The following is a 12,936-nucleotide window of genomic DNA, read 5'->3' as shown; positions in this document are numbered from 1 at the left end:
GGTAAGAATATATGAATTTTGCCGCAAGAGGGAATCTTTTTCTGAGGAGATAATATGGATTTACAAAAGTCCATATTGTGGAGAAATAGTGAAGAAGGTTGCGTGGGAATAGAGGAAATATATTTCTGGTCGTGTGGGAAATATTATTGGGGGGCTTAGTATTAATACCCACAATATTATTCTGCATTTATAAATGGGGTGAAAGGACCGATTGTGCAGTATGTGATAGTGAGAATAGTTCTCAGTATTATTGCTGCGCTTTCGCGCCAATGGTAAGGTGTAACGCGCTTTACAGTGCGTTCCGGCCGGGACGCAGAACAGGATTGCCACGGTTGCCCGCTATGCAAAAAAAACACTTTTCCGTAGAAGACTTTATCGTGTTTGGCGAGCGTTACGGCATCGACTATCGCTTCCCTTCACTGTCTCAAACGCGTGATATCACCAAAGAAAAACACATTGTCATTAAAGGCGATGTGGAAGAGATCGCGCTCTCGTCCGGCCTCAATCTGACCAGTTCTGACATCCGGGTGCTGCAACCCTATGAGACCACGTCACTGCATAGCTGCCCGCTCTATATGCTGGTGGTACTGGAAGGTAGCGTGATGCTGCGGTTAGGCGGCCAGGAATTTGTGGTGCGTTCCGGTATGGCCTTTACCTCCCGGTTGAGCGAGCAGCAGGTGATGAATGCCAGCCATCTTGCAGACCATCATTTGCGCACCTTTTCGTTGGGCGTGGATCCGCAAAACTGCTGGCAATCGCCGTTACTTTCGGCGCTGTTACAGCAGTGGGAAAGCAGCGGCGCGCCGACGTTTTTGTGGCAGGTACCGGGCTTTCTGCTTTCCGGATTACAACATACCCAGCAATCTGGCATGTCCGGATTATCGCGCCAGTTGATGCTCGAAGGGGTGATGCTACAACTTCTGGGTCACGGCCTGGCCCACCGTCTGGAAAATCATGCGCCCCGCCATACCTCTCCGGTCAGTGAACACCATCGTCTGGAGACGATTCGACGCATGCTGGAGCAGCAGCCTGAAAAAGAGTACACCCTCACTGAACTTGCCCAACTGGCGGCGATGAGCAGCAGCAGTCTGCGGGTGAAGTTCCGCCAGGCCTACGGACACACGGTGTTTGATTACTTGCGTGAATGTCGGCTGGAGCAGGCGCGGCGCTACCTCGCACAGGGCTACAGTGTGCAGCAGGCGGCCTGGATGTCGGGCTATCAGCATGCCACTAACTTTTCAACCGCGTTTCGCCGCCACTACGGTATTGCACCAGGTGATGCCCGACAATCCAATTAACCCGGCATTTTCTCCGGGATATCGCCGCTTTTACCCGCTATATAGCCCAAAGTTCCGCATCTGTAATGCACTTTGGCACCACGCATACGCGTTCTGGCACTGCGCATAGCTATTGCTGCGTTCAAAAGGGTAATAATTCTTATTTACAATAATAACGGCTTCTGGAGATTTTCATGTTCGCAAAAACGCGGCTGGCGCTGATGATTGGTTGTATTACCGGTGGGATGAGCCTGATGGCTTATGCAGAAGAGTCCGCAACCTCGTCGACAAAGAGCGACACGCTGGTGGTGACCTCGCAAATGCAGAGTGGTGCAACCAAGCTGGAGACGCCGGATATTGAAACGCCGCAGTCTGTTTCCATTGTGACGCGCCAGCAGTTTGAAGAGCAGGGCGCGACCAGCGTCCGCCAGGCCGTGACCTATACGCCAGGTGTCTACGCCAACCAGATTGGTGCGTCCAACCGCTTTGATTACATCGTAATGCGCGGCTTCTCCGATGGCAGTCTGGATAACATCTATCTCGACGGCCTGAAAATGATGGGCGACACCAACTCGCATAGTTCGCTGGTGGTTGACCCCTGGTTCCTCGACAGCGTGGAAGTGGTCCGTGGCCCTGCGTCGGTACTCTATGGTCGCTCTTCCCCAGGAGGGATTGTGGCGCTGAATTCGCGTAAGCCCTCCTTCGACGCAGGCGGTCAGGTCAAGCTGTTTGCTGGTAACAATAACCAGCGCGGTGCTGCGTTTGATGTGACGGGCCCGGTGGATGATAACGATCGTGTCGCCGTGCGCCTGAGTGGGATGACCCGTTACGCTGACTCTCAATTTGACCATCTGAAAGAAGAACGTTATGCGATCATGCCGAGCCTGACCTGGCGCATTACCGACAGGACGCGTCTGGATGTGATGGCTTATCTGCACCGCGATCCGGAAGGCGGCAGCCACTCCGGTTTGCCATATGAAGGCACCGTTGTGCCGCACGCGGGCAAGAAAATCTCCAATACCTTCTTTGAAGGCGAAGACGATTACGACAACTACGATCGTCGCGAAAACATGGTCGGCTACAACTTTGAGCACGCCTTCGAAAGTGGCTGGTCCGTTCGCCAGAAGCTGCGCTACCTGCAGACCAAAGTGAACCTGAATCAGGTATATGCGGCGGGCTGGCTGAACGATACTGAACTGAACCGCGGCTATTCCGGCTCCGATGAGAAGATGAATGCGCTGACCCTGGATAACCAGGTCGATGGCAACATCGAAACCGGCATTGTGAACCACCGTGTGCTGCTGGGCGTGGATTATCAGCGTCGCAGCAACAATACCACCGGATACTACGGTGGCTTCCCGGCGATTGATGCTTTCCACCCGGTCTATGGTGCCGATCCGGACTACATCACTATGTACAGCCGCGAGAAGCATAAGCTGGAGCAGACCGGTATCTACGTGCAGGATCAGATGTCGCTTAATAACTGGCGTCTGACCCTCGGCGGTCGTCATGACCAGGTGAAAGTCACCAACGTCAACAAGCTGAATGATACCAGCGACACGCTGGACGAAGGCCACTTCAGCAGCCGTGCGGCGTTGCTGTACCTGTTCGATAACGGGATTGCCCCGTACGTGAGCTACTCAACTGCCTTTACGCCAACCAGCTTTACCGATGAATACGGCAAAATCCTTAAGCCAATGAAAGGCAAACAATGGGAAGCCGGGCTGAAGTATGAGCCGGAAGGGATGCAGGCGATGTACAGCGCGTCGGTGTTCCGCATCAATCAGGAAAATATCGCCACTAAAGAGGAGCCGACCGACCCGTACCGCTCCATTGGCGAAATTGAATCTGAAGGTGTGGAACTGGAAGCGGTCGGTCAGTTGACGGAGAACATTCGTCTGCAGGCGGCCTATACCTACACCGATATTCGCTACAAGAAGAGCAGCCCGGAAGAGCAGGGCAAACGTGCCGTCTATGCGCCGCGTAATCAGGCCAGCGCCTGGCTGAGTTACGATGTGAAGAGCGGCCCGCTCAACGGTCTGACCGTCGGTTCCGGTGTGCGTTATGTGAACGGGATTACCTCCGATCGCCAGAACACCCATACGCTGCCGTCTTATACGCTGATGGATATGGTGGTGGGCTACGACCTGAGCAATGTCGGTCTGAAGGGGCTGAGCGCGCAGGTTAACGTCAATAACGTGACGGATAAGAGCTACGTGGCAGCCTGTAACTCCTTGTCTTATTGCTACTTTGGTGCTGAGCGCAGCATTGTGGGCAGCGTGTCATATTCGTTCTGATAGAGATGCCCGGCAGTGTGCCGGGCATGTTTTCTCCCTCACACCTCAACCCTCCTCCATCGCAATATGCACCGCTTCCCCTACCTTCTGAATCGACTCTCGATTCTTATCGCTCAGCGGCATCGCGCAGTTAATACGCAGGCAGTTGCGGTACTTACCGGACGCAGAAAACAGCGAGCCGGGCGCGATTTGCAGCTTCAGGCGGCAGAGCTGGCGTGACACACACAGCATATCGACCGTTTCCGGCAGCTCAATCCATAACATATAGCCCCCCTGCGGGCGCGTAACGCAGATCTCACAGGGGAAATACTGACGCACCCAGCAGGTATAGGTTTCCAGATGCTGCTGGTAAATCTGGCGCATCCGCCGAACGTGGCGGTGATAGTGACCATCGCGGATAAACGCCGCCATCGCCAGTTGCGTGGAGGGGACGTTGGTGCCAATTGCGGCATACTTCATATGCAACACGCGGTCGCGATAGCGGCCTGGAATGATCCAGCCGACCCGCAGACCCGGCGCGACAGACTTGGTAAACGAGCTACACAGCAGTACTCGCCCGTCGATGTCGAACGATTTTATGGTGCGTGGGCGAGGGTACTCCGTTGCCAGTTCGCCATAAATATCGTCCTCAAAAATGACGATGTCGTGGCGCTGAGCCAGCGCCAGTACTGCCTTTTTACGTGCTTCCGGCATGATAAAGCCCAGCGGATTATTGCAGTTGGGGACGAGGATCACCCCTTTGATCGGCCACTGTTCCAGCGCCATTTCCAGCGCTTCAATGCTGATACCGGTTTCCGGATCGGTTGGGATCTCAATGGCTTTAATATCAAACCCGCGTAGCAACTGCATGGTGCCGTAAAACGAAGGGGATTCGACGGCGACAATATCACCGGGTTTACAGACCGCCAGTAACGCCAGGGCCAGCGCACCATGACAGCCATTGGTGATCACAATATCGTCTGGATCGACTGACGATCCGCTGTCGAGCATCAGGCGGGAAATCTGAGTGCGCAGTTCATGTTGTCCCGCCAGCGGATCGTAGCTCAGCACGTCATGGACATTGTGCTGTGCCAGGCGGCTCATCTCACGCCAGAGCGGCTTTAAGCTCGGCTGGGTCACATCCGGCGAGCCGCCACCAAAGTTGACTATTTCACGATCGCTACGCGCTTCCAGCAGCGTCAGCACTTCGTCCCACTGGGTGACTTCCACCGGGCGCTGTACCGGGCGCGACATGGCGGGAACCGGAGGTTGAGCCTTGCGTGGCGCGACAAAATAGCCTGAACGCGGCTGGGGGCGAATAAGCTGCAGATTTTCCAGTACCTGATAAGCCTGCTGCACGGTACTGATGCTCACCCCATGCTCCTGGCTCAGATTACGTACCGAGGGCAGCTTCTCGCCGTGGCGGTACAACCCTTGTTCAATACGTTCAGCCAGCAGCGTGGCCAGATTTTCATAACGCGTCATGCTGTATCCCCAATTCTCACCATACAGATTTTTAAACCAGTACAGAACGGCGCTGATTTTGCCGTGCAGATACAGTTTTAGTGGATCTGTATGTTAAAGAAAAGTGATTTCTGAATCTGTATTGTTATGGTCAATTCCAGCGAAGATATGGCTCTGCGAGAGTGAGGAGAGACGCGATGGAATTCTTTGAAAATCGATCAAAACGGCCGTTTTTATTGTTCACCCACACCTGGAACTGGCTGGTGAAAAAGTGGCAGCGCCACCACACCCGTAAGGTACTGAGTCGGTTAAGTGATGAGCAATTGAAAGACTTAGGATTAAGCCGCCACGACCTTGGTTATTGATCCCCCCAAAAGGCGGAGATAACATCTTGTTAATTTCCGCCTTTTCTGGCGTAGACTATGCTTAATGCCATCACCATTACGGGGGACACAACATGCATTTTATGGGCGGTAAGGACGACGAGAAAAAAGAGACCGAAGGCGGCAATGTGACGCAACTGATGCAGCAGAAATTGCTGGATTCACGCTCCATTATCATCTCCGGTGAAATCAACCAGACGCTGACCGAGAAAGTGGTCACCCAACTGCTGCTGTTGCAGGGCATTAGCGATGCGCCGATCAAAATCTACATCAACAGCCAGGGCGGTCACGTTGAAGCGGCGGACACCATTCACGACATCATCAAATTCATTAAGCCGGAAGTGCATGTTATTGGTACCGGCTGGGTAGCCAGCGCCGGGATCACTATTTTCCTCGCGGCGAAGAAAGAGCACCGCTATGCGCTGCCAAATACCCGTTTTATGATTCACCAGCCGCTGGGCGGCGTGCGTGGTCAGGCGAGCGATATTGAGATCGAAGCAAAAGAGATCATTCGCATGCTGGATCGCGTGAACCGTCTTATCGCGGACGCTACCGGCCAGACGGTGGAAAAAGTGAAACAAGATACCGATCGCAACTACTGGATGAACCCGCAGGAAGCCATTGATTATGGGATTGTTTCCCGCGTGGTGAAAAGCTACGAAGAGCTGAATCTGGACTGATTTATCTCGTCTGTGCCCCTGTCGCAATGGCGGGGGCAAAAAGCAACGTTTTTTCCTCTCTCTGACCTCAAAAATTCACTTCTCCGAACGCCCGAATTTCTTCACACTGTCGGTGATTCTGATTACGGAGAAACGGCATGAATAACAGTTATAAAGCCGCTTTTGTGATGATGGCGACGCTCAGTGCGCCTGTCCTGGCGGACAACAATGGAACCTCCTTTAACCATAAAGACTGGGAAGTGGTATGTGATAACACATTGACCTGTCGCGCCGCCGGATACAGCCCGGAAGAAGAGGCCAGTGGTTCGGTACTGCTGACGCGTAAAGCGGGCGCAGATACGCCGGTTACGGTGGATGTAGTGCTGGCAGAAATGGAATCGGACGAAACTGTCCAGCAGCCGAAACTGACCTTGTGGATTGATGGCGCTGAGCTTGGCGAAGTGGAAGCGCAGGACAGCGATACCTGGCGTCTCTCTGATGCTCAGACCGCCGCGTTGATCACCGCCGTGAAAGGCAGCGGTAAGGTGGAGTTCAGGGGCGGAGCAAAACCGTTCATTCTTTCCGGTGACGGGGCGACGGCGGTATTGCTGAAAATGGACGACGTTCAGGGGCGCGTTGACACCCCTGGTGCACTGATCAAGAAAGGTGACAAACCCGAAAGTGGCGTCACTGCGGCGGTGGCAGCACCAGTGATTAATGCGGCGAAAATCAGCGAAGCGCCTGAGCGTACGCTGACCGTCGCGGAAGTCACGGCCCTGAAGCCTAAACTGATGGCCACGCTGACCAAAGACAACAGTTGCGATCGTCTGCAAAACCCGGATGAGAAGGCGGAAGAGGGTGAGAATGACGTCACTTTGACGCCGCTGAGTAACAATCAGGTGCTGATTTCTGCACTCTGCTGGCGCGCGGCCTATAACGAAGGCTACGGCTTCTGGGTCACCGACAGCAAAATGCAGGGCACACCCGTCCTGGTGACGGATTCGGCATCAGACTACAGCGATGGCCTGATTTCACTGGGCCAGCGTGGCCGTGGTATTGGCGATTGCTGGGCATCATCGGAATGGGTATGGGACGGCAAAGCCTTTGCCCAGAGCAGCCAGTCTACCACCGGTATGTGCCGTTATATTCGCGCTGGCGGCACCTGGGATCTCCCGTCATTTGTGGCACAAGTGAAAGAGCCTGAGTAAGACTGATTTTTCGTTAATGGCATCTCTGCTTACCTTTTAGGCGGTTTTGGTAAGCTGAGGTGCCATTTTTGTATTCATAACTTCCACACCCCCTCTCACGCTCCAGACTCGTTTTCTCCTGATATATCTTTTGTCCGGTTTGGGGAAAGATTCAGGGCGTGAACAGCTTCACACCACATTGATAAATATCTCTTATAGGAAAACTGTACCTTTTATAAAAAGTGGGGATAAAATCGCCAAAATCGGTCGCGATGATGGACAAAGGAGGCAGTATGGATGACACGCTCGCGCTAGCTTCGCAGCAGCTTTCTGATAAGGCTTTTCACGGGGAATGGGATGCTGTCCTTGCTCTCCTCGAACGATTTCCGGCACTGATCAATCATGCGTCACCCGGCAAAGGATTTACTGCACTGCACCAGGCGGCCTGGCATGGGGCGGGTCTGGAAACGATTGGTCGCTTACTGCAATTTGGCGCAGATATACAACTGAAAACCAAAGGCGCCCGCCAGACTGCGTATGACATTGCGCGCAAGAAACATAAGGATCGCCCGGATCTGGGTTTCGCCCTTTCTCCGGCTTCTCGCACGCTTGCCCAGTTGATGCGTATCATTTTTGCTCAGGGGTTGCCTGAAGGCATGGGTTACCCCGATCTGTTGTTGATGGACAATCTGGTGATGCTCTTTAGTGATGAAGAGTGCGTCGCCCCCAATACCCCTGCCGAAGTCCGTTTTAAAGCTGCTTTCCTGGCGCTGACGGGCACCGATCTTTCTGCGCCTTTTACACCCCATGCCTCGATTCCGCCACACTGGTGGGTGAACACTGACTATTGGCGCGATACCTTTTTGCCTGCGCTACTTGAGCTAGAGAAACAAAAATCGCGAATCCCGCTTGGCCGTAGCTGGGCCACCATTGGCGATCTGCTGGTGCTGGAAAAAGAGGGGTGGGGGCTGCGCGGTGATCCCTGGCTGTGGATGGAACTGCGCAAATCCACGTCGCGCATTCCGCTGCCAGGCACCAAAAAAGAGCTGACGACCCTGCTGCGCAATCTGGTTCTCGCCCGCACCAACACCACCATGCTGGATGGGGACTCCGTTTACATCGCCCGCTTCAGTCGTGGTGGCATGAGCAGTGGTCATATCTCACTGCGTTTCTGGGAACAAGAAGGTATTCCATCGATCGTGGAACGGGCAGGGTGGCAAAGAGAGATGTGGGGGATGGTGTGACCGTTACGGATGTCATGCATTCCTGAAGCACCCTTCCATTTTTGCATCATCAAAACGCCATTTTCGTGCGTACGTTAACCTTGTTGTATATTCTTTTTTGTATATACAATAAGGGAGGGTACACTATGCCAATGGAGTTTGAATGGCACTCAGACAAGGCAGAGAGTAACTGGCGCAAGCATGGGGTGCGTTTTGAGGATGCGGTCTTAGTATTTGATGATCCCTGGCGTTTATCGATGCAGGAGCGCTATGAAAATGGTGAATACCGCTGGCAGTCCATTGGTCTTGTACACGGTATTGTTGTCATCCTCGTTGCACATACTGTTTTGTTTGAAAGTGGGAATGAAGTTATTCGGATAATCAGTGCGCGTAAGGCAGATCGTAAGGAGAGAAATCGATATGAGCATGGTTAAGCATAAACGTGGCGAGGCACCGGTTCTGAGTGCTGAGCATCGGGCAGAATTGAACGTGTTATCCGCCAAAGTCGATGATGACATTGATTACAGCGACATTCCTGCAACAGATGATCTGCAGTGGTCTGAAGCCGCACGTGGCAAATTTTATCGGCCACTAAAAACTCAGGCATCCGTCAGAATTGATGCTGATGTTATGGAGTGGCTGAAACGGCCCGGTAAAGGCTATCAGACCCGCCTTAATGCCATTCTGCGCGATGCCATGCTGCGCGATCTGAACAAGAAATAATCCTGGCCACGGTCATGTGGCCTTTCGCATTCCATGCTTTTTCTCACACTCGTTTCTTGATAGTTACCCTGGTAACTATTATCCTCCTCAGCGTTAAATGAGGAGCCTCCCGTGACTGAAGATGAACTGTTTGCCCGCCGACCTTTAGGGATGCGTATGGCGATGATTGTGCGCCAGTGGCGTGCGACTATCGATCACGCGCTGGCAGATACGAGGCTGACGCAGTCCGGCTGGACGGTGCTGATGCAGCTTCGTCAGTTAGGGGATAACGTCTCGGTGAGTGAACTGGCAGAGGTGCAGGGCATCGAACTGCCGCCGCTGATGCGGACTCTCACCCAACTCGAGGCTCAGGGGCTGATCGCACGTACGATATCGCCGTATGACAAGCGCATCCGCCTGCTCGCGTTGACGCCTGAAGGACGCGTCATGCTGGAGAAAATCACCAGCGTGATTGAAGCTTGCCAGGAACGGGCTGCACAAAATATCGCGGCTGAGAATCTTGAGATTTTTAGCGCCACCCTGAATCAAATCGCCTGCAATTTACGCGTAATGCGTAGTGAAGATAATAAGACTCAATAAATCATGATGACGCCAGAACAAAAATTTGCCCGCTGGGTAAGGGTCAGTATTGCCTCTTTCCTGCTGATGTTTGTCTATTTTATCGTTGCGGATATCTGGATCCCGCTGACGCCTGACTCCACGGTGATGCGCGTAGTGACGCCGGTTTCTTCACGCGTAGCGGGCTATGTCGCCCAGGTGCACGTGCAAAACAACAGCCTGGTGAAGAAGGGTGATCTGCTGTTCGAGTTAGATGCCACGCCATTTAATAATCAAGTCGATGCGGCAAAAATCGCTCTCGCGCAGGCCAGGTTGACCAATCAACAGCTGGATGCACAAATTGCGGCGGCCCAGGCGAATCTGAAAACGGCCCAGCTCACCGCGCAGAACGACAAAGTGACCTTTGATCGCTACCAGCGCCTGGGCACGATGCAGAACGTTTCCCAGTCCGATCTGGATAAAGTGCGCACGACCTGGCAGAGCAGCGTGCAGTCAGTTAACAACCTCAATGCCAGTATCCACGCCCTCACCATTGAGCGTGGCGAACGTGACGACAGCCGTAACGTGACGCTGCAAAAGTACCAGAATAGTCTCGAACAGGCGCAGCTTAACCTCGGCTGGACGCAGGTTCGTGCGGAGATGGATGGCAAGGTAAGTAACCTACAGCTCAGTCCGGGTTTTTACGCCGCTGCCGGCAGTGCCGCACTGGCGCTGGTGCATGACAATGCCGATATCGTGGCGGATTTCCGCGAGAAAAGTTTGCGTCATACCCATCCGGGTACCGATGCCGCCGTGGTCTTTGATGCTCTGCCGGGTCAGGTGTTCCGCGCCCACGTCACCAGCAGCGATGCCGGTGTGCTGGCAGGCCAGGAAGCGGTAAACGGATCGTTGTCTGAACCGGAAACCTCCAACCGCTGGGTACGTGATGCGCAGCGTATGCGTATTCACGTTGCGCTTGATGACGAGATGCCAAAAAATCTGCCGACCGGCGCACGCGCCACCGTCCAGCTTTACAACAGCGAAGGGGCCTTTGCCCGCTTCTTCTCCGGGCTGCAAATTCATCTCGTGAGCTGGCTGCACTATGTCTATTAATACCCTGGCGCGTGTCTTCACGCCGCACGGCAACATCGTCTACACAGCGAACGATTTTCGCCAGACTTTGCGCATTGTGTTCGCCGGGATGATCGCGCTCAGTATTTCGAGTTTCTATAACACCAGCTACGGCGTTTTCTACGTCGTCTACCCGGTGATGCTGCTTTCGCTGGTGCCGGTTTTTAACCGCCACGTGGCAAAGCAGTTCATCTTCAGTGCGGTGATTAACTGTGTTGAGATGGTGCTGATCATCGGCTATCTGGCGAAATGGCCGGTGATGATGACGCTGGTGGTGTTCGGCCTGTATGTCATGCGTTTTCGTTTTATGAGCAAAGGGCCGCTGTTTCTCTTCGGCTCCGCCGGGGTGGTGTGTCAGAGCACGATGCTCAACTTCATGAGCTACCCGACCAGTGACTGGCATACGCTGATCTTCTCCAATATTGAAGCCAGCGTGATGGCGGTGATGCTCAGCGCGCTGATGAATTACCTGATCCCCGATGTCGATCCCCGTAACCCACCGCCGAGGATCGAAAAAAGTGACGCCCGCGTGCGCCACGAATCGCTGCTCTCAGGCACCGTGGCGACGATGATCTTCGTGGTATTCCAGCTCAGCGATCTCAGTGATTCTTTGTCGGCGTTAATGGCGGGCATTTTGATCCTCTTCCCGATGCATTATCGCGGTGCGGTGATGAGCTCAATCTGGCGTGTGGTAGGGGTGATGCTCGCCTGTCTCTACATTTTGCTGGTGCAACTGGTGCTCTATAACCACAGCAGCCATATGCTGCTGATGATGCCGCTGATCGGCCTTGGGCTGGCATTTAGCGCGCGGCTGCACGTAATGGAAAAGGTTGGCGCGGGCGTGGGCTTTGCCAGTGTGACGACCATCGGCATCATGTTTGGACAGAACCTCCACCCGGACACGGACCTGGTGTTCAGCGATCTCTACCGTATTGTGTCGGTCACCGTGGCACTACTGGGTACGCTGACCATGGTCTTCCTGGTGCACTTGATCTTAAATCGCTTTGAGGCAACGCGGTTCGTGATTGAGGAGTCGTAGATTGTCAGGGCAGGGGCATGCGCTAAAACTCTGCCACCTGCTCAAACACCTCATCCACGCAGCGGTAAATGGCCTGGGTTGCCCCGGGTATTACCCACTGCGTCTCTTCTCCTGGCGCGCAGTGAAGCCGAATGCACAAGCCGCAGCCACCGCGTAACGTGCGGGGAATATCCGCTACCCGAAAGCCTATCTTTGCGCTCTGCAACAGTTTGCGGGTTTGCATGACCCCCACGGTGGAGTGGAACAAATACAGGTACTCCGCCATCAACGCTTCCTCTGTCGCTGACCCACCAGTGCCGCACCAATCGCGCCAGCGTACTGCGCATCATCATGGGTGTGTACCGGCATTTTCAAATGTGTGCTCAGCATCTGACGGAAGCTCGCGCAGTGACTCACGCCACCGGTAAACAGCAGCGGCCCCTGGGTTGAAAGTCGCGAGATAAAATGGCCGCTGCGCCGCGCCATCGCGTTAATCACACCCGCCAGAATGGCTTCGGGCGCGATGCCCGCCGAACGCAGGCTGATCACCTCAGATTCTGCGAACACCGTGCACATGCTGGTCAACGGGTGCGGCTCCACGCCATCGGTGATGCCGTCCAGCGCCTCTACGCGTGTACCCAGGGTGCGTGAAATCACCTCTAAAAAGCGCCCCGTCCCGGCGGCGCATTTGTCGTTCATCAGAAAATCGGTGAGATTGCCCTGCTCATCAAGCTGGATAACTTTGCTGTCCTGCCCGCCGATATCTATCACCGTGCGTGCCTCGGGCAGCAGCAGCCGTGCACCGAGGCCGTGACAGGAGATTTCGGTGACCTGTTTGTCGGCATAATCCACCAGTTGTCGCCCATAACCGGTCAGCGTCAGGAAAGGGTTGTTGTTCAGCCCGTCCCGCAGCATTTCCCAGGCATCATGAATACTGTCCGCCGGGCGAAACGAAGTGGGGCAGAGAAAACGACGCACAATGGTGGTGCCGTCGAGCAAAATCCCTTTAGTGGTGGTTGAGCCGGAATCAATTCCGATAGTGAACGTCACGGCAACTC

General features: G+C 54.3%; 14 protein-coding genes. 11 read left to right on the top strand and 3 right to left on the bottom strand.

What is annotated here, in order from left to right; genetic code table 11:
• Positions 1-341: 341 nt before the first annotated feature.
• Together AC5JPW_RS11915 and foxA are read left to right on the top strand one after the other, a co-directional pair.
• Positions 342-1,298 (top strand): helix-turn-helix transcriptional regulator, encoded by a 957-nt coding sequence (locus AC5JPW_RS11915; RefSeq protein ID WP_494240499.1) that lies wholly within the window; start codon positions 342-344, stop codon positions 1,296-1,298.
• Between the two features lie 173 nt (positions 1,299-1,471).
• Positions 1,472-3,574, top strand: coding sequence for a ferrioxamine B receptor FoxA (foxA, locus tag AC5JPW_RS11910; RefSeq protein ID WP_494240497.1), 2,103 nt, complete (start codon positions 1,472-1,474; stop codon positions 3,572-3,574).
• A 45-nt stretch (positions 3,575-3,619) separates the two neighbouring features.
• On the opposite strand, the gene AC5JPW_RS11905 is transcribed toward foxA, so the two are convergent.
• Complete coding sequence (locus AC5JPW_RS11905) at positions 3,620-5,038, bottom strand: aminotransferase-like domain-containing protein (RefSeq protein WP_494240495.1); 1,419 nt, start codon at positions 5,036-5,038, stop codon at positions 3,620-3,622.
• 176 nt (positions 5,039-5,214) lie between these two features.
• Between AC5JPW_RS11905 and AC5JPW_RS11900 the strand changes: the two genes are divergently transcribed.
• The 9 genes from AC5JPW_RS11900 to AC5JPW_RS11860 all read left to right on the top strand — a co-directional run bounded on the left by AC5JPW_RS11900 (position 5,215) and on the right by AC5JPW_RS11860 (position 11,899).
• Positions 5,215-5,382 carry a DUF1127 domain-containing protein gene (locus tag AC5JPW_RS11900; RefSeq protein ID WP_494240494.1) on the top strand — a complete coding sequence of 56 codons (168 nt, stop codon included), beginning with the start codon at positions 5,215-5,217 and terminating at the stop codon, positions 5,380-5,382.
• Between the two features lie 92 nt (positions 5,383-5,474).
• Positions 5,475-6,080, top strand: coding sequence for an ATP-dependent Clp protease proteolytic subunit (locus AC5JPW_RS11895; RefSeq protein ID WP_494240492.1), 606 nt, complete (start codon positions 5,475-5,477; stop codon positions 6,078-6,080).
• 137 nt (positions 6,081-6,217) lie between these two features.
• Positions 6,218-7,267, top strand: a complete 1,050-nt coding sequence (locus tag AC5JPW_RS11890; RefSeq protein WP_494240490.1) for a DUF1176 domain-containing protein — start codon at positions 6,218-6,220, stop codon at positions 7,265-7,267.
• A gap of 272 nt (positions 7,268-7,539) precedes the next feature.
• The gene (locus tag AC5JPW_RS11885) at positions 7,540-8,490 is read left to right on the top strand and encodes a hypothetical protein (RefSeq protein ID WP_494240489.1); all 951 of its coding nucleotides are present in this window, start codon (positions 7,540-7,542) and stop codon (positions 8,488-8,490) included.
• A gap of 125 nt (positions 8,491-8,615) precedes the next feature.
• On the top strand, positions 8,616-8,903 hold the full coding sequence (locus tag AC5JPW_RS11880; RefSeq protein ID WP_494240487.1) for a BrnT family toxin: 288 nt from the start codon (positions 8,616-8,618) through the stop codon (positions 8,901-8,903).
• Complete coding sequence (locus AC5JPW_RS11875) at positions 8,890-9,192, top strand: BrnA antitoxin family protein (RefSeq protein ID WP_494240485.1); 303 nt, start codon at positions 8,890-8,892, stop codon at positions 9,190-9,192. The genes AC5JPW_RS11880 and AC5JPW_RS11875 overlap by 14 nt, the downstream gene beginning before the upstream one ends.
• 111 nt (positions 9,193-9,303) lie before the next feature.
• Positions 9,304-9,771 (top strand): MarR family transcriptional regulator, encoded by a 468-nt coding sequence (locus AC5JPW_RS11870; RefSeq protein ID WP_494240484.1) that lies wholly within the window; start codon positions 9,304-9,306, stop codon positions 9,769-9,771.
• Between the two features lie 3 nt (positions 9,772-9,774).
• Entirely contained in the window at positions 9,775-10,842 is a 1,068-nt protein-coding gene (locus tag AC5JPW_RS11865) for an HlyD family secretion protein (protein ID WP_494240482.1), read from the top strand.
• Positions 10,832-11,899 carry a DUF2955 domain-containing protein gene (locus AC5JPW_RS11860; protein ID WP_494240480.1) on the top strand — a complete coding sequence of 356 codons (1,068 nt, stop codon included), beginning with the start codon at positions 10,832-10,834 and terminating at the stop codon, positions 11,897-11,899. Before AC5JPW_RS11865 ends, AC5JPW_RS11860 begins: the two co-directional genes overlap by 11 nt.
• Positions 11,900-11,921: 22 nt before the next feature.
• Here the strand turns inward: AC5JPW_RS11860 and AC5JPW_RS11855 are convergent, their stop codons facing one another.
• Positions 11,922-12,164 (bottom strand): putative Se/S carrier protein, encoded by a 243-nt coding sequence (locus AC5JPW_RS11855; protein WP_494240478.1) that lies wholly within the window; start codon positions 12,162-12,164, stop codon positions 11,922-11,924.
• The gene (gene yjiL / locus AC5JPW_RS11850; protein WP_494240476.1) at positions 12,164-12,928 is read right to left on the bottom strand and encodes a putative 2-hydroxyacyl-CoA dehydratase activator YjiL; all 765 of its coding nucleotides are present in this window, start codon (positions 12,926-12,928) and stop codon (positions 12,164-12,166) included. The genes AC5JPW_RS11855 and yjiL overlap by 1 nt, the downstream gene beginning before the upstream one ends.
• Between the last annotated feature and the right edge of the window lie 8 nt (positions 12,929-12,936).

The organism is Phytobacter sp., assembly GCF_059074235.1.
The sequence above is the reverse complement of the archived record's forward strand: the minus strand, read 5'-3'. Positions and strand labels throughout refer to the sequence as shown.

Coding starts and splice junctions, on each gene's coding strand:
- AC5JPW_RS11905 (WP_494240495.1), bottom strand. CDS start 5,038: ATGACGCGTTATGAAAATCTGGCCACGCTGCTGGCTGAACGTATTGAA.
- AC5JPW_RS11875 (WP_494240485.1), top strand. CDS start 8,890: ATGAGCATGGTTAAGCATAAACGTGGCGAGGCACCGGTTCTGAGTGCT.
- AC5JPW_RS11890 (WP_494240490.1), top strand. CDS start 6,218: ATGAATAACAGTTATAAAGCCGCTTTTGTGATGATGGCGACGCTCAGT.
- AC5JPW_RS11865 (WP_494240482.1), top strand. CDS start 9,775: ATGATGACGCCAGAACAAAAATTTGCCCGCTGGGTAAGGGTCAGTATT.
- AC5JPW_RS11880 (WP_494240487.1), top strand. CDS start 8,616: ATGCCAATGGAGTTTGAATGGCACTCAGACAAGGCAGAGAGTAACTGG.
- AC5JPW_RS11900 (WP_494240494.1), top strand. CDS start 5,215: ATGGAATTCTTTGAAAATCGATCAAAACGGCCGTTTTTATTGTTCACC.
- AC5JPW_RS11915 (WP_494240499.1), top strand. CDS start 342: ATGCAAAAAAAACACTTTTCCGTAGAAGACTTTATCGTGTTTGGCGAG.
- foxA (WP_494240497.1), top strand. CDS start 1,472: ATGTTCGCAAAAACGCGGCTGGCGCTGATGATTGGTTGTATTACCGGT.
- AC5JPW_RS11855 (WP_494240478.1), bottom strand. CDS start 12,164: ATGGCGGAGTACCTGTATTTGTTCCACTCCACCGTGGGGGTCATGCAA.
- AC5JPW_RS11895 (WP_494240492.1), top strand. CDS start 5,475: ATGCATTTTATGGGCGGTAAGGACGACGAGAAAAAAGAGACCGAAGGC.
- AC5JPW_RS11885 (WP_494240489.1), top strand. CDS start 7,540: ATGGATGACACGCTCGCGCTAGCTTCGCAGCAGCTTTCTGATAAGGCT.
- AC5JPW_RS11860 (WP_494240480.1), top strand. CDS start 10,832: ATGTCTATTAATACCCTGGCGCGTGTCTTCACGCCGCACGGCAACATC.